Raw genomic sequence first — 15,144 nt, forward strand, 5'->3', positions numbered from 1 at the left:
GCTCCACCACCACGAAAGGTCCTATGAGCACCGTCACCAGCACCCAGATCCAGCTCGTCCGCCGCCCCGACGGCTGGCCCGTCCCCGAGGACTTCCGGACCGCGACCGTCGAGTACGGCGACCCGGCCGCGGGCGAGATCCGCGTCGAGAACGCCTTCCTCTCGGTCGACCCCTACATGCGCGGCCGCATGAACGACGTGAAGAGCTACACCCCGCCCTTCGCCCTCGGCGAGACCATGACCGGCGGTGCCGTCGGCCGGGTGACCGTCTCCGACGACCCCGCGTTCCCCGTCGGCAGCGCGGTCCTGCACCAGCTCGGCTGGCGCGACGTCGTGCAGGCCGAGTCGTCGCAGTTCCGCGTCGTCCCCGAGATCCCCGGAGTGCCGCTCTCGCTCCGCCTCGGCATCCTCGGGATGACCGGACTCACCGCGTACGTCGGGCTCACCGCCATCGCGGGCATGAAGGAGGGCGACACCGTCTTCGTCTCGGGCGCCGCGGGAGCCGTCGGCTCGGCCGCCGGTCAGATCGCGCGCCTCCTCGGAGCCGAGCGGGTCGTCGGATCCGCGGGCTCGGCTGAGAAGGTCGCCCTGCTGACCGAGAAGTACGGCTACGACGCCGCCTTCGACTACCACTCCGGCCCGGTCCGCGAGCAGCTGGCCGAGGCCGCGCCCGACGGGATCGACGTGTACTTCGACAACGTCGGCGGCGACCACCTCGAAGCGGCCCTCGACGCCTTCCGCGACGGCGGCCGCGCGGCGCTCTGCGGAGCGATCGCCGGCTACAACAGCACCGAGAAGACGCCCGGCCCCGACAACATGGCGAACATCATCACCCGCGGTCTCACGCTGCGCGGATTCACGCTGTCCGGCTACCTCGACCACGCGCCGGAGTTCAACCGGCTGATGGCCGGCTGGTTCGCCGACGGAGAGATCGCCTACGACGAGACCGTCGTCGACGGCATCGACCACGCCGTGGACGCGTTCCTCTCGATGATGCGCGGCGGCAACACCGGGAAGATGGTCGTCCGCGTCTAGCGCCGACCCCGGTACGGCGGGCGCGGGGAGGGGCACCTCCGGACGCCCGCCGCATCCGTCCTCCGCCTCCCCGTCCGGGATCTCCGAGCATGCTCGCGCATCCACGGGGCCGTTCGGTCCGGGCGGTGGCAGACTGCGGACATGAGCACGTTCTCGCACCGGACCGGCGCCTCCGCGCTGGCAGCAGCAGCACTCGTCCTCGTCCTCTCCGGCTGCGCGGGCAGCGGCGGAGCCCCGTCCGCGCGGACGCCGCTCCCGACGCCGACCGCGACCGCGACCCCGACGTCTTCGCCGACTCCCGCTCCGACGCCGACTCCCACCGTGACCGTGACGGTCACGGCGACCCCCGAGCCCTCGTCGACCGGTTCTCCCGCCGCGGATCCGGCGGCGGCGCGCTGCACGGGCTCCGACCTGACGATGGAGTACCGCCCCGACCCCGACGCGTCGGGTGCCGGGAACAGCGCCTTCGACCTCGTGCTCACCAGCACCTCCTCCTCCGACTGCGCTCTCGCGGGAATCCCCGGCGTCTACGCGACCGACGCCGACGGGAACCGGATCAGCGCGGTCGCCGACGCGTCCGGCCCGAACCCCGACGCTCCCGTGATCCTCGTCCCGGGCGCCCGGGCGGACGTCCGGGTCGCCTGGCACTCCCCCGGCGCCTACGGCTGCGCGGTCGGGACCTCCGCGTTCCTCGTCGCCGAGGTCCTCGACGCCCCGGACGGCGCGGTCCGCGCCCCCGCCGAGCTCCAGGTGTGCACCGACGGCACCGTGATGATGGACGCGTCCGCCTACACGCTGCTCTGAGCCCTCGCCGAGCGCGCACACCTCCCGCGCGGCCCGCTCACCGGGCGCGACCCCTTGACCGGGCGCGGCGCAGCCGGGACCCTCGCACTACACGTCCCCACCCCACCCCGGAGGTCACCATGAAGGTCGGCTCACTCGTTCTCCGTCTCGCCGTCGGCGGGCTCTTCGTCGGACACGGTCTGCAGAAGCTGCGGGGCTCGTTCGACGGCCCCGGCCTCGACGGCACCGAGCAGATGATGTCGAGCCTGGAGATGCACCCGGCCCGGCGCAACGCCGTCGCCGCAGCGGTGACCGAGACGGCCGGAGGCGCCGCTCTCGCCCTCGGCGCCGCGACTCCGCTCGCCGCCGCCGGACTCGTCGCCACGATGGTCACCGCCGTGCGCAAGGTGCACTGGAGCAACGGCCTGTGGAACGCGGGCGGCGGGTGGGAGTACAACGCCGTCCTCGTCGCGGCGACGGCCGCGATCGTCGCGGACGGCCCCGGCGCGCTCTCGTTCGACGCCCTGATCGGCAAGCGCAAGTGGGGAGCCGGCTGGGCGCTGTTCGCCCTGATCGGCGGAGCGGCTGCGTCGACCGCCCTGATCGAGGCCGGGCGACGCGCCGCGCCGGTCGGAGCGGGCACCTCCGGCTCCGACGACGGCGGGTCGGACGACGACGGCGCCGACTCGACCGCCTCGTAGCCCCGCTCCGCCGCACTGTGCGGGCGCGGTAGCGTCGGAGGCGTGACCGAGACACGCGCCTCCGACCCCGACCGCCCCGAGACCGACGCGCTCGCCCTCTGGCTCGCGGCGGTCGAGCGACTAGACGCTCAGGACGACCCGGACGGCGTCGTCGAGCGGATGCGCGTCCTCGCAGCCCGCTACCCGGGACACGACGGAATCGCCGCTTTCGAGCTGGGCGGCGCCCTCGACAGCGCGGGACACGAGGCGGAGGCGGCGGTCGAGTACGAGCGCGCCCTCGCAGCCGGCCTGGATGACGAGCGGCGGGCGCGGTTGACGATCCAGTACGCCTCGACACTCCGGAACCTCGGCCGCACCGATGAGGCGATCGACCTCCTCGCCGGCGCCGCCGCGCACCCCGCGGTGGGCTCCGCGCGGGAGGTGTTCCTCGCGCTCGCCCTGCACAGCGCCGGGCGCGTCGACGAGGCCCTGCGGATCGCGCTGGAGGCGCTGGCTCCGGGGCTCCCCCGATACCAGCGCTCCGTCCGCGCCTACGCCGCCGCCCTCACCGACCCCGAGCAGTAGCGCGGACGGCTCCTCCGCCCGGAGGCTCGGCGCGGCGAGCGCCGAACCTCCATGGGCGCCGACTCAGTCCTCGAGCAGGATCGCGTCGATCTGCCCCATCGCCTGGCGGAGTCCCTCCTCCATGCCCATCTGGACCATCTGCTCGAGCTGCTCGACCGACTCGAAACGGCTGCTGAGGACCATCCGCGTGCGCCCCGGCTCGATCTCGTCGAGGGTGACCGTGGCCCGGGTGATCCCCAGCGCGTCGACCGGGTCGCCGCGCTCGTCGGCGAAGCCGTCCTCGAACTCGAACCGCGTCGGCTCCTCCGCCCGGGTCACGCGCCACCAGCCGCGCGCCTGCTCGCCGTCCGGTCCCGTCATGACGTAGGCGCTCCGTCCGCCCTCGACCGGCTCGTGCCGCTCGAAGGTCGCCGGCCAGGTCGGCGGCCCCCACCAGCGCTCGAGGCGGCGCGGATCCGTCCAGAGGAGCCAGACGCGCTCGATCCCCGCGTCGAACTCGGCGGTCACGGTCAGGGTCAGTTCCTCGATGTCCTTCACGGACTGCAGCACGCTCATCGCGCCTCTCCCTCCAGCAGATCCCGCGCGCCGGTCGGCTCGCGGGTGTCACTCCTCGTCGAGGAGGTCCGACATGCGGTCGATCCTCCCCGCCCACAGCTGCTCGTAGGCGTCGAGCAGGCGCGACGCCCGCCGCACTGCGGCGACCTCGCCCTGCACCAGCTGCTCCCGCCCCCTCCTCCGCTTGCGGACGAGTGCCGCCCGCTCGAGGACGGCCACGTGCTTCTGCACCGCCGCGAACGACATCTCGTAGCGCGCCGCGAGTGCGGAGACGGACTGCTCGCCGACCATCACCCGGGCGACGATGTCGCGGCGGGTGCTGTCGGCCAGCGCCCGGAAGAGCAGGTCGATGTCGGCGTCCATTCGTACAACCATGTGGTTGCACATTAGGGCCGTCCCCTCCCCCGCGCAAGAGCATCCGTCTCCGGGCGAGCGCACCGGCCCGCGCCCGACCTCAGGCGCTCGCGGCATCGAGGGCCTCGGCAGCGGCCGCGAGCACCCAGTCCGGCAGGGGGCGGGCCGCGAACAGCGAGGCGTAGAGCCGGGCCATCGAGTCGTCGGGGTCGAGCCGCAGCGCCTCGTCGAGGTGGAGCCCCGCGAGGCTCGAGACTCCCCTCGCCCACCAGCACCACGCGAGAACGGTGAGCACGGAGGAGCGCGCCTCCTCCGGCGCCAGCGCGGCGGCGCGGGCGAGGAGCCCGGTCGCCCGCGCCAGACGGCCGCGCTCCGGAGCACGCCCGCTGCCGAGCAGCAGGGCCGACAGCTCGAGGTCGTGGTCGTCGTCCGTTCCGGCGCGGGCGTCGCCCACCGCGCCGGGCGGCACTCCCACTCCTGCCTGCGGGCTCCGCGCGATCTGCACGGTCACCCGGTCGCGGAGGGGCGGCGACTGCAGGGTCCGCACGATCAGTCCTTCGCGGCGGACGTCCCGCGGTCCGCTGAGCCAGCGCTCGACGAGCCGTTCCGTGTCGCCGACCAGGGGCGGCCGGCGGAGCACCTCCGCGACGAGCGCGCGATCCTCCTCGGCGACCGGCGGCAGCACGGAGAGCGCGTCGATGTCCAGTGGCTCGTCGGCCACCGCTCGGGCGAGGACGCCGGTCTCGCTCCGCTCGATCTCGAGGAGCGGACGTGGCCTGCGGCACTCCTCGGCGTCCGTGTAGCGCCCCCATCCGTCGGCGGCGATGCAGGCCACGGCGATGATGTCCAGGCGCGTGCGCTCCAGGCGCCGGAGCACCGCGTGGCCGAGGTCGAGATGCGGGATCCCCCGCTCCTCGGCGTAGCCCGCACGGGTGCAGACCACCACCAGCACACCGGTGGCCCGCGGCATCGTCTCCATCATGGCCGCGCAGCCGCCCGCCAGCGCCTCCGCCTCCATCCCGCGCAGCGTCTCCGGGAGCGGGACCCGGAAGCCTCCCCCGGCGCGCGTGCCGAGGAACGGCACCACCACGACGGACTCCTCCGGACGGATGCCGATGATGGAGGGGACGGCCGCCAGGAGGTCCTGGATCGCGCTCGCCCGCAGGACTTCGGGATCGCGGCGGCGGGACGGAGGAGCAGGGGTTCGCTGTGTGGATGTCATGTCCGACACCCTGCTCGCGTCGCCGGCGGCGCGAGATCCCGCCGGCCCGGACCGGGGAGAACCGGAGCGGATCGGCGCCTGTGGAGGAGCGCCCGGGTCCGGCGGCTCAGCCGGCCGCGGGAGCCCGCAGCACCTTCGCCATCGGCCGTCCCTTCGCGATCTCGTCGATCAGCTTGTCGAGGTACCGGATGCGCTGCATCAGCGGATCCTCGATCGTCTCGACCCGCACGCCGCAGATCATCCCCGTGATCGCCGAGGCCTGCGGAGGCAGGCGCGCCGCCGCGAAGAACTCCTCGAAGGTCGTCCTGCTCTCGAGGTGCCGGGCCAGCTCCTCGTCCGAGAAGCCGGTGAGCCAGCGGACCGCCTCGTCGACCTCCTCCCTCGTCCGGCCCTTGCGCTCCGCCTTCGCCACGTAGAGGGGGTGCACGTCGGCGAACGCCACGGAGAAGATCCTGCTCATGGCCGGGAAGCGTACTCGCGCGACGCCCGGCGCGGCAGAGGCGCCCGCCCCGCTATCCTCCCCAGTGGCCCTCGCGCCTCCACCCCGCAGCCCACAGAGAGAACCACCGTGAGCCTCCTCCGCACCAAGTCCGTCGAGCAGTCGATCGCCGACACCGATGAGCCCGAGTACAAGCTCAAGAAGTCGCTGACCGCGCTCGATCTCACGGTCTTCGGCGTCGGAGTCGTCATCGGCGCCGGCATCTTCACCCTCACCGGCCGCGCCGCCCACGACATCGCCGGACCGGCGATCGTCCTGAGCTTCGTCGTCGCCGCCTTCGCCTGCGCCCTCGCGGCCATGTGCTACGCCGAGTTCGCCTCCACGGTCCCGGTGTCGGGCTCCGCCTACACCTTCTCCTACGCCTCCCTCGGCGAGCTCTTCGCCTGGATCATCGGCTGGGACCTGATCCTCGAGCTGTTCCTCGGAGCGAGCGTGGTCGCGCAGGGGTGGAGCGCGTACCTCGGGTCGCTGCTGCAGCAGCTGGGAGTGACCCTCCCGCCGGCGCTCACCTACGGCGGCGTGGTCGACGTGCCGGCGATCCTGCTCGTCCTCGTGCTCGGCGCGCTGATGACCTTCGGGATCAAGGAATCGCTGCGCGTCAACCTGGTGCTCGTCGCGATCAAGCTGTTCATCGTCCTGTTCGTCATCATCGCGGGCCTGCAGTTCGTGAACACCGCCAACTACACCCCGTTCGTCCCCGCCGCCGAGCCCTCGCAGTCCGCGTCCGGTCTGACCCAGCCGCTGCTCCAGTTCCTCTCGGGCATCGAGCCGGCCACGTTCGGCGTCGGCGGCATCATCGCCGGCGCCTCCCTGGTGTTCTTCGCCTACATCGGGTTCGACGTCGTCGCGACGACCGCGGAGGAGACCCGCCGCCCCCAGCGCGACCTGCCCATCGGCATCATCGCCTCGCTGATCATCTGCACGGTCCTCTACTGCGCCGTCGCCCTCGTCGTGACCGGCATGGTCCCCTACCGCGAGCTCGACCCGTCGGCCGCGCTCGCCAATGCGTTCGCCTACCACGGGCAGACCTGGATGGCGACGGTCATCTCGGCCGGCGCCGTCGCCGGTCTGACCACCGTCGTGCTGACGCTGCTGATCGGAGCGACGCGCATCATCTTCGCGATGGCGCGCGACGGGCTCCTCCCCCGGCGCCTGGCCACCGTCCACCCGCGCCTGCGCACGCCGTGGTTCACCTCCGTGGTCGTGACCATCGTCGTCGCGCTGCTCGCCGGGCTCACCCCGATCGGCGTGCTCGAGGAGATGGTCAACATCGGAACGCTCTCGGCGTTCGTGCTGGTCTCGGTCGGCGTCGTGGTGCTGCGCCGCAAGCGGCCCGACCTGAAGCGCGGCTTCCGGGTCCCGCTGAACCCGTGGCTCCCGCTGCTCTCCGCCCTGATCTGCACCTACCTGATGCTCAACCTCTCGATCGAGACCTGGCTGCGCTTCCTGATCTGGCTGGCCGTGGGCTTCGCGATCTACTTCGCCTACTCGCGCAGCCACGCGAAGATCGGCACGAAGCCCTAGGGGGCCAGGCCCACCTTCGGCCTGGCCCAGGAGCGTCCGCGCGTGTCCTTGAGGATGTCGTACTCCACCTCGACGTGCGGCTCGATCGCGCTGTACTTGTCGTTCGGGGCGCCGATCACGAGCTGGAAGCCGAGACCGCGCCACGCACCGATCGCCCGCTTGGTGAAGTGGGCGTCGGCCTTGATCAGCGCCTCGTCCATGAAGACCGGGGCGTACCGGGGGCGGTCGGCTCCCGCGTCGCCGAGCTGGTAGCGCAGCGCCGCTCCGACGATGAAGGCGATCAGCTCCTGCGACTCCCCGCCGGACTTCTCGCCGATGTGGTCGTACAGCGCCACATGCGCTCGGGTGACGGCGTCCACGCGCTCGGCGCTGACCCGGACGTGGTTGCGGACGTCGACGAGGTCGCCGAAGTCGGGCGCGGTGCGCCGCAGCCGCTGGATGAGCCGGGACATCCGCCGGTAGACCTGCTCGCGCTCCTCCTCCGCGGACACGGCCTGGATCTGCGCGCGCACCTCGCGGAGCTCGCGGCGGAAGCGACGGCGCACCTCCGACTGGTTCTCGCGCGTCGTGATCTGCAGGCGGTGGCCGTCGTCGTAGAACGGCAGATCCTGCATGATCACGTTGATCGGCTCGATCCGCTCGCGGATCTCCCGCAGCGAGCGGCCGAGCGTGGAGTCGAAGCTCGTGAGGTCGTTGCCGGAGAGCGTGAGCAGGCTGTCGCGCCACTCGGTCTCGAGCCGGTGCAGGCCGCTGGTCTCGAGGGCGTCGAGCAGCCGCTCGAAGTCGCCCGCGGACGCCTCGGGGTCCGCGAGCAGGTTGGGGTTCGGCCAGCGGTCGAGGAAGCCGGTCATGATCCGGCCGGCGCTCTCGCGCTGCTGCTCGTGCGACTCGGCCGCGGAGCGGCGGTCCTCCGCCAGTCGCTGCGCCGCCGTGGCGAGCGCTGCGTCGAAGCGGACCAGGACGTCCGAGACGCTGCCGGACGCCGCGGCCTCGGTCAGCGTGAACCGGGCGTCCAGGAAGGCGCGCTGGTCGTCGTCGAGCTCGCGTCCTGCGCGCTCCGCCGCATCGAGAACCGCCTGGCTCGCGTCGACGTCGTCGACCACGACGGCCCACTCCGCCTCGATCCGCTCGCGTTCCACACCGGCGCGCGCGATCTCCTGGCGGAGGCGCTCGAGGCGGCCGCGCAGCCCGTCGATCCGCTCCTGCAGGCCGGCGAGCTCGGGGTTCGCCTCCGCCGCCTCGGCGCCGACCGCCTCCCAGCGCTCCTGCTCGGCGAGCAGCGACTCGACGTCGACCGTCTCCCAGCTCACCAGCGCGAGGCGGGCGTGGCGCGTCATCCGGTCGTCGAGCGCATCGAGGGCCTCCTCCGCCGCCGACGCCGCCGAGACGGCCGCCGCGCTGCGGGCCCGGGCCGCCTCGACCAGGGCGTTCAGCTCGCGGAGTCGACGGGAGTTGGAGAAGCCGAGGACGTTCGCGGCGCCGTGGCCGCCGTGCGTACCGCGCTGCCCCTGCGAGAGCTGACCGGTGAGGGTCAGGGCGAGCCGGTGGCGTCCGAGCTCCGCAGCGCTGTCGACGCACACGTAGCCGAAGCGGTCCTCGAGCCGGTCCTGCAGCCAGCCGGTGAAGGCGGTGGCTCGGTAGTCGAGGCGCCCGGGCAGCGTCTGCGGGTCGAGGCCCCGCACCTCCTCGAGCCCGGTCTCCACGCCCTCGTAGCGGAGCCGGACCGGGAGCCGGAGGGAGTCGATGGCGCGGCGGAAGCGGTCGAGGTGGGCGGAGTCGATCATCAGCGTCGTCGCGAAGCCGCCGAGGGCGAGCGTGAACGCCTCGCGCCAGGGCTCGAACTCGGCACGCACCTCGACCAGCTCGCCGACGAAGGGCAGGTCGTCGGCGGTGAGGCCGGCTGCCTCCGCGATCCGCTCGCGCGCCTCGTGCAGAGGCCGGGGGATGCTGTCCCGACGGTCCGAGGCCGAGCGCTGCTCCGCCTCGAGCTCGGCGAGATCGCGCGCCGCGGCCTTCCGCTCGGCGACCGCGTCCGACCAGGCCGCACGGGTGCTGCGCTTGGCGTCGGCCGCGCTCGCCGCCCGGGCGAGCACCGCCTCGAACCGCTCGCGGGTGGTCTCCGGCTCGCCGAGAGCGCGCAGGTCCTCCTCGAGCCGGGCGCGGTTCTCGCGCGCCGCGCCCAGCCGCCGCTCCACCTCGCGGAGCTCGCGCTGGGCCGTCTCGAGGCGGTCGCCGCCGGAGGCCCGCAGCACCTCGGCGAGCCCGTCCCGCTCCGACTCCGCCGCCTCGGCGAGGGCCCGCTTCTCGCGGAGCACGGCGTCGACGGCGCGGGTGCGCTCGCGCAGCTCGACCTCGACGTCGCGCAGCAGGCCGAGGCGCTGCTCAGCGCGCCACAGGGCCGCCGGCGACACCGGGGCATCGAACTCCCCGAGCGCGTCGATGAGGCGCACGCGCTCCGCGGACGCGGCGATGCGCAGGCGCAGGCCCCGCAACGGCTCGAGTGCCGCGACCTGCTGGCGCGCGGTGAGCATCCGCTGCCGGGTGCTCTCGAGCTCGTCGAAGTGGGCGACGACCGCGTCGGCGGAGGCCAGGGTCTCGGGCTCCTCGAGCACGAGCCGCTTGTAGAGGTCGTCGACGGTCGTGATCTGCTGACCGGCCTGGATGCGGGCGAGCAGGCTCATCGCCTTCGATCCGGCTCCCGCCGCTCCGATGCCGAGCACCGCGTGCAGACGCGCCGAGAACTCGCGATCGGTGCCGAGCGGATCCAGGCCCGCCGCGCGCAGCGACGCGTCGGAGAAGCGGTGCGCCGCCGCCCGGTCGAGCGCGGCCAGGTCGACCGGGCCCTCGGCGCTCGCGCGGATCCGCACGGTCTCCTCGAGCACCCGGGAGCCGGCCGGGACGTACCAGGCGCGGACCGCGCTGAAGCGCGAGCCGTCGTGGTCGACCCAGGTCATCGCGACGGCGGTCCAGGTGTCGACTCCGTCGCCGCGCAGGACGCGCATGGTCGTGCCCTCGTCCGTGCGCGACTCGTCGAGCTTGCCGCGCGCGTAGGAGAGGATGTTGCGCTGGTCCTCGCCGCGCGGACGGCCCGTCACTCCGCCGTTCGAGGCGCCGTTGAACGGCGTGGTGTGCGGCATCATCAGGGCGATGTAGGCGTCCATCAGCGTGGACTTGCCGGAGCCGGAGCCGCCGCAGAGGAGCGTGGCGCCCGGCGAGAAGCGGACCCGGTGCGCGCCGTCGTAGCCGCCCCAGTTGACCAGCTGCAGGTCCTCGGCGAGCCACTGCTGACCGCGGGAGGCGGCGGGGATCAGGCCGAAGAGGGTGTCGAGCATCGTCATCGGGGGTCGTCCTCGGGGTCGGGGGTGTCGTCGTCGGTCGGCTCGTCGTCCAGCGGCTCGTCGTCGGCCGGCTCGTCGTCCGCGACATCGGCTCCGGGCAGGACGCCGTCCGTGGGCGGGTCCGCGTCCTCGTCGAGGCCGTCGTCCTCGAGCGCGTCGTCGTCCGCCTGCTCCGGATCGTCCGAGCCGGGCTCCTCGGCGAGCGCCGCTTCTGCGACCACCGAGGAAGCGTCTTCGCCCGCCCGCCCGCGCAGCCAGTCGCTCAGCTCCCGCAGCTTCGGCGCGCTCAGCACGATCTCCACGATCGGGCTGATCCGGTACCGCCCTGCGGACTCCTCGTCGACGATGCCGTCGCGCCCGAGCCGCTCCAGCGCCTTGCGGACCATGCGCTGCCGGCGGGCGGTGTCGCGCTCGGCGTCGGCGAAGTAGCTGAGCACCGTCTGCTCGACCTCCTCGACGTCCACGCGCGCCGACGCCTCGCCGGCCGCCGACTCCCGCTGATGGACCGTGCGCAGGTGCACCAGCACCAGCGTCTCGGCGCGGGTGTAGGGGAGGTCGCGCAACAGCACCGGCATCTCCACCTCGTCGGAGCGCACCTGCTGCTTGTAGGCGACCCCGCGCTCGTGGTCGACGACGAGCCGCACGAACAGGTCGTTCAGCCGCGACTCGATCAGCTGCCGGTGCTCCTGGAGCACGGCCCACTGCTCGCGGTGGCGGTCGGCGAGGAGGAAGCGGCGCTGCAGCACGTGCACGAGCACCCGGCGCACCTCGGTGTCGAGGACGCCGCGGTCGCCGGGGAAGAGCTCGTCGGGGTCCTCCTCCATCGACACGGGCGCGATGAACGGATCGGCGGCGGGCCCGTCGGTCGCCAGGGTGTCACTCATCGTCGGTCTCCTCCTCGGTGCGGGCGGTCACGGATCCGAAGGCGAAGCGGCGCACGGTCCCGTCGGGTCGGCGCGTGCTCACGACGGAGTAGCCCTCGCGGTCGACGAGGCCCGTCCGGTGCGCGATCTCGAGCAGCCCGAGCAGGTCGACGGGCCGTCGAGTGTCCTCCGGAGCCGCGCTGAACGCGTCCGCCAGATCGAACTCGTCGCCGAGCTCCGCCACGTAGGCCTCCAGCTCCGCGTAGCGGGGACCGCCCCAGGCCCGGCTGTCATCGCCGACGAACTCGGCGTCGCCGTCGTCTCCGGCCAGGGGCGCCGGCCCGCCGGCCGGACGCACGTCTCCCAGGGTCTGGCGCAGGTGGCCGATCCCGGCGACGGGCAGGTGCCGCAGCGGCGTGACCGGCGCGTCCGGCGAGATCCCGCCCGTCCACTCCTGGAGCCCCGCCATCACGTCGCGCAGCAGCTCGTCCACCTGGCGGTCGCGAGCCGGGTCGTGGGTGCGGACCTGGCCCGTGATGACGTGGGACGCGCGGCGCTGCGCGGTCAGGACCTCCTGCACGCCCAGCTCCACCCGGCGGCCGATCGCGGCCAGCTCCGCGCGCTGGGCGGGGTCCATCAGGCGGGAGAACGGCTGCACGAGCACGGTGTGCAGCTGATCGGCGAGCGCGTCGATCCGCTCGGGGTCGCCCAGGAGGCGGAGGGCTCCGGCGAACGCCCGGCCCTCGCTGGTGGCCTGCATCACGTGCTGACCTCGCTCGAGGTACTCCCGCAGCACCTCGCCGGTCGGGCGGACGTCGCGGCGCAGGTCCGCGACCACGTCGCGCTGCATCGCCTTGATCGACTCCGCCACCCGCGCGAAGTCGGCCGGCAGCTCGCGGGCGAGGTGCACCACGTTCTCGGCCTCCTCCAGGAGATGCTCGTCGTCGGCCGGCTCGAGACCGGCGCCCTCCTCGAGTGTTGCGATCTCGGCGTCCAGGCGCGCCCGCTCCTCGCGGAGCCGCGAGAGGCGGGCCTCCGGGTCGGGATCGACGTCCGCGGCCAGCCGCTCGACCGCCTCCAGCAGGGTGCGCACCCGCGAGTTCGAGACGCGCGTGCGTCCACCTCCGGTGCGCCCGGTGATCTCGAGGGCGCTCACGGCGTGGGCGCTCAGCCGGTAGACCTCGGCCTCGCCCTCGATCTGCGGCACGAGCCAGCCGACGCGGACCCAGTAGCGGCACACCTCGCGCGCCGTGCCGCTCGGCAGCGCGCGCTCGCCCTCGTCGTACCCGGCCGAGCGCAGCTCCTCGAGCAGCTCCCCCACCTCGGCGTGCGCGTCGGCGACCGCCACGGCCTGCCGGTCGACGGTGAACACGAGCGACAGGGCGGCGACGACGAACGGCGCGTAGCGGCCGTGGAGGAGATCGAGGGTCGGCGTCCGGAAGGCGCCGAGGGAGCGCAGGTAGGCGGCCTCGGCGCGGGAGTTCGACATCGCCCTCAAGGATAGGCGGCGGGCCGGCATCGCGCGGACGGGGCGCCAGGGGCCCTCCCGCTCGCGGACCCGACCTCCTCGGCCCGGCTCGATCCTCCGAGCGGCAGGCGGCAGCCGCTCCTCGCCGTTCCGCCGGGGTCGCGATCGCATCGACGCGAGAATCGCCCGACGCCATCACCGGCCGACAGCCGCCACCCCGCCCGCCGAGCTCTGCGGCACCGGTCCGCACCTCCACAAGGAGAACCCGGTGACCGCGGAGGCGTGCTCCCCCGACGCCGTCGCCGCCGGCCCCCACTCCTGCAGCTCGGTGCACCCGTCCGCCACCACGGCCTTCCGCACCGACTCGGTCGGTGGCGCCGAGTTCTTCAGCACCAGCAGAGGCGCGCGTCCTGCCGCGATCATCCGGGTGACGTCCTGCTCGGTGAAGACCCGCGCCTGGCCGGAGTAGCCGCCGTCGGTGAGCACGCTCGCGCCGGTCGCCGTGATGATCGGCGCCGAGATCGCCCAGGAGTCGGTGAGGAACAGGGGCGCGCCGTCCACCCCGCCGCCGGCGGCACGAGCGGCGGCGACCAGGCCGGTCTCGTCGGCGGTCATCGAGTCGTGCCCGCCGACCGCGTCCGGCGATGAGACCGCGAACGGAGCCGAGGTCTCGGCCCGCTGCGGGAAGCGCAGGCCGACGAGCGCGTCGCCGCCCGACCCGTCGAGGGACGCGTCGAGCACCTGCAGGCTGAACGCGACCGGACCGGCCAGGATCACGACCGCTGCCGCGAGCACGACGGGACGACGGCGGGCCGCTTCCCTCCGGCTCCCGACCGCTCGCTCCACCGCACCGCCCCTCCGTCGCCGCGCCACCACCGCGACCACGACGAGCCCTGCTCCGGCGAGCGCCGCGAACGGCAGGCCCAGCACCGCGGGCAGCTGCCCGCCCACGGCGAGCACCGCGCTCCACGCCGTCTGCGCGACGAGGAGGAGCGGCAGCACCAGCCGCGCGACGACCCGGGTCGACGCGAGCAGCCGCACCGCTTCCGCCCAGCCCAGCGCCGCGAGGAGCGCCAGCTGCACTCCGATCGCCGCGACGTAGGCGGTGTGCGGCACCGTCGCCACCGAGAGCACCGCCGCCGCCGTCGCCAGCCACACCGCGGTCAGGACCAGGAGGGCGAACGGACCGCGGGTGCTCCCCCGCCGCGGCCGCCAGCGCACCGCCCCCAGGATCAGCCCCGCGAGCGCCGCGGGGTACAGCCAGCCCACCTGGGTCGCGTACTGCGCGAGCAGAAGCTTCACCGGCGACGATCCCGCCGCTCCGCCCATCGCCGCGACGTGGGCGGACGCGACGACGGCGCCGGGCACCGCGCCCGAGATCAGCCGGTCGAGCCCGTTGAATCCGAACACCATCGCGAACACGTCGTTCCCCGTCGACCCGTCGATGTAGGGCCGGCCGCCCGCAGGCACCGCCTGGATCGCGACCGTCCACGCCACGGAGGCGCCCACCGCGACGGCCAGGAGCCCGCCCGCCCAGGCGAGGGCTCGGCGCCACCCGTGCACCCCGACGAGAGTCGCCACCACGAGCGCCGGCAGGACGAACCAGGCCTGCATCATCTTCGCCTGGAAGCCGATCCCGATGGACAGCCCGGTCATCAGGAGCGGCCACCACCGCCCGGTCAGCACCGCGCGCTGCCACCACACCAGCGCCACGGCGAGTGCCGCCGTGAGCAGCCCGTCCTCCATCGGGTGCCCGAACATCGACACGAAGATCGGCGTGCTCGCCGCCGCTGCCGCCGCGACCAGCCCGAGCCCCCGGCCGCCCCACCGGAGCCCGACGACCGAGCACGCCGCGACCGTGATCAGCCCCTCGATCAGCTGCGGCAGCGCGATCGACGACGTCGACATGCCGAACAGCCGGATGCTCAGCGCCTGCGGCACCGCGAACCCCGCCAGCTTGTCCAGCGTCACCGTGGCCGCGGGATCGAAGGCTCCGAACTCCAGCGCGTGCCACGACTCCGACATCGACCGTGCCGCCGCCTCGTAGAAGACGGCGTCTCCGCCCCGGGCGAGATTCCAGCCGGTGAGGACCGTCGATCCGCACAGGATCGCGAGGAGGGTGAGCCGCGCCCACCAGGGTTCGCGCCACCAGCGGGCGAGCGGAGCGGAGTGGGTGACGTCCACCGACGCTAGGGAGCCGGCCTGCCGCCGCCCTTGCGGGCGGTCGGGGAGACGCCGT

General features: G+C 73.8%; 13 protein-coding genes. 5 read left to right on the forward strand and 8 right to left on the reverse strand.

Annotated features, from left to right (window positions below; all coding sequences use genetic code 11):
• Positions 1-23 precede the first annotated feature (23 nt).
• From C5C49_RS10985 to C5C49_RS11005, 4 genes are all read left to right on the forward strand, one after another.
• Positions 24-1,034 carry an NADP-dependent oxidoreductase gene (locus C5C49_RS10985; protein ID WP_104346170.1) on the forward strand — a complete coding sequence of 337 codons (1,011 nt, stop codon included), beginning with the start codon at positions 24-26 and terminating at the stop codon, positions 1,032-1,034.
• Positions 1,035-1,175: 141 nt separating this feature from the next.
• Positions 1,176-1,838 carry a DUF4232 domain-containing protein gene (locus C5C49_RS17025; protein WP_181135759.1) on the forward strand — a complete coding sequence of 221 codons (663 nt, stop codon included), beginning with the start codon at positions 1,176-1,178 and terminating at the stop codon, positions 1,836-1,838.
• Positions 1,839-1,957: 119 nt separating this feature from the next.
• Positions 1,958-2,518 (forward strand): DoxX family protein, encoded by a 561-nt coding sequence (locus tag C5C49_RS11000; RefSeq protein ID WP_104222539.1) that lies wholly within the window; start codon positions 1,958-1,960, stop codon positions 2,516-2,518.
• A gap of 42 nt (positions 2,519-2,560) precedes the next feature.
• The gene (locus C5C49_RS11005) at positions 2,561-3,082 is read left to right on the forward strand and encodes a tetratricopeptide repeat protein (protein WP_258059938.1); all 522 of its coding nucleotides are present in this window, start codon (positions 2,561-2,563) and stop codon (positions 3,080-3,082) included.
• A gap of 63 nt (positions 3,083-3,145) precedes the next feature.
• On the opposite strand, the gene C5C49_RS11010 is transcribed toward C5C49_RS11005, so the two are convergent.
• The 4 genes from C5C49_RS11010 to C5C49_RS11025 all read right to left on the reverse strand — a co-directional run bounded on the left by C5C49_RS11010 (position 3,146) and on the right by C5C49_RS11025 (position 5,673).
• Positions 3,146-3,637 (reverse strand): SRPBCC domain-containing protein, encoded by a 492-nt coding sequence (locus C5C49_RS11010; protein ID WP_104346172.1) that lies wholly within the window; start codon positions 3,635-3,637, stop codon positions 3,146-3,148.
• Positions 3,638-3,685: 48 nt separating this feature from the next.
• Complete coding sequence (locus C5C49_RS11015) at positions 3,686-4,012, reverse strand: metalloregulator ArsR/SmtB family transcription factor (RefSeq protein WP_104346182.1); 327 nt, start codon at positions 4,010-4,012, stop codon at positions 3,686-3,688.
• 79 nt (positions 4,013-4,091) lie between these two features.
• Positions 4,092-5,213: a DUF4192 family protein gene (locus tag C5C49_RS11020; protein WP_146084878.1), complete on the reverse strand. Its 1,122-nt coding sequence runs from the start codon at positions 5,211-5,213 to the stop codon at positions 4,092-4,094.
• A gap of 106 nt (positions 5,214-5,319) precedes the next feature.
• Positions 5,320-5,673 carry a DUF2200 domain-containing protein gene (locus C5C49_RS11025; protein WP_104257296.1) on the reverse strand — a complete coding sequence of 118 codons (354 nt, stop codon included), beginning with the start codon at positions 5,671-5,673 and terminating at the stop codon, positions 5,320-5,322.
• 108 nt (positions 5,674-5,781) lie between these two features.
• Between C5C49_RS11025 and C5C49_RS11030 the strand changes: the two genes are divergently transcribed.
• The gene (locus C5C49_RS11030; protein ID WP_104292439.1) at positions 5,782-7,236 is read left to right on the forward strand and encodes an amino acid permease; all 1,455 of its coding nucleotides are present in this window, start codon (positions 5,782-5,784) and stop codon (positions 7,234-7,236) included.
• Here C5C49_RS11030 and C5C49_RS11035 read toward each other — a convergent pair.
• The 4 genes from C5C49_RS11035 to C5C49_RS11050 form a co-directional block, all read right to left on the reverse strand.
• Complete coding sequence (locus tag C5C49_RS11035; protein WP_104346174.1) at positions 7,233-10,574, reverse strand: ATP-binding protein; 3,342 nt, start codon at positions 10,572-10,574, stop codon at positions 7,233-7,235. The genes C5C49_RS11030 and C5C49_RS11035 overlap by 4 nt on opposite strands.
• Positions 10,571-11,458 carry a DUF4194 domain-containing protein gene (locus tag C5C49_RS11040; protein ID WP_104346175.1) on the reverse strand — a complete coding sequence of 296 codons (888 nt, stop codon included), beginning with the start codon at positions 11,456-11,458 and terminating at the stop codon, positions 10,571-10,573. Before C5C49_RS11040 ends, C5C49_RS11035 begins: the two co-directional genes overlap by 4 nt.
• Positions 11,451-12,926: a DUF3375 domain-containing protein gene (locus tag C5C49_RS11045; RefSeq protein ID WP_104346176.1), complete on the reverse strand. Its 1,476-nt coding sequence runs from the start codon at positions 12,924-12,926 to the stop codon at positions 11,451-11,453. The genes C5C49_RS11040 and C5C49_RS11045 overlap by 8 nt, the downstream gene beginning before the upstream one ends.
• A gap of 174 nt (positions 12,927-13,100) precedes the next feature.
• Positions 13,101-15,089, reverse strand: coding sequence for a glycosyltransferase family 39 protein (locus tag C5C49_RS11050; protein ID WP_104346177.1), 1,989 nt, complete (start codon positions 15,087-15,089; stop codon positions 13,101-13,103).
• Positions 15,090-15,144: the final 55 nt, after the last annotated feature.

Source organism: Rathayibacter sp. AY1E2 (assembly GCF_002932325.1).
Lineage (GTDB): Bacteria > Actinomycetota > Actinomycetes > Actinomycetales > Microbacteriaceae > Rathayibacter.

What these genes read in the sequence shown, in the direction of transcription:
- C5C49_RS10985 (WP_104346170.1), top strand. Translation starts at nt 24, where the DNA reads ATGAGCACCGTCACCAGCACCCAGATCCAGCTCGTCCGCCGCCCCGAC.
- C5C49_RS17025 (WP_181135759.1), top strand. Translation starts at nt 1,176, where the DNA reads ATGAGCACGTTCTCGCACCGGACCGGCGCCTCCGCGCTGGCAGCAGCA.
- C5C49_RS11000 (WP_104222539.1), top strand. Translation starts at nt 1,958, where the DNA reads ATGAAGGTCGGCTCACTCGTTCTCCGTCTCGCCGTCGGCGGGCTCTTC.
- C5C49_RS11010 (WP_104346172.1), bottom strand. Translation starts at nt 3,637, where the DNA reads ATGAGCGTGCTGCAGTCCGTGAAGGACATCGAGGAACTGACCCTGACC.
- C5C49_RS11015 (WP_104346182.1), bottom strand. Translation starts at nt 4,012, where the DNA reads ATGGTTGTACGAATGGACGCCGACATCGACCTGCTCTTCCGGGCGCTG.
- C5C49_RS11020 (WP_146084878.1), bottom strand. Translation starts at nt 5,213, where the DNA reads ATGACATCCACACAGCGAACCCCTGCTCCTCCGTCCCGCCGCCGCGAT.
- C5C49_RS11025 (WP_104257296.1), bottom strand. Translation starts at nt 5,673, where the DNA reads ATGAGCAGGATCTTCTCCGTGGCGTTCGCCGACGTGCACCCCCTCTAC.
- C5C49_RS11035 (WP_104346174.1), bottom strand. Translation starts at nt 10,574, where the DNA reads ATGACGATGCTCGACACCCTCTTCGGCCTGATCCCCGCCGCCTCCCGC.
- C5C49_RS11040 (WP_104346175.1), bottom strand. Translation starts at nt 11,458, where the DNA reads ATGAGTGACACCCTGGCGACCGACGGGCCCGCCGCCGATCCGTTCATC.
- C5C49_RS11045 (WP_104346176.1), bottom strand. Translation starts at nt 12,926, where the DNA reads ATGTCGAACTCCCGCGCCGAGGCCGCCTACCTGCGCTCCCTCGGCGCC.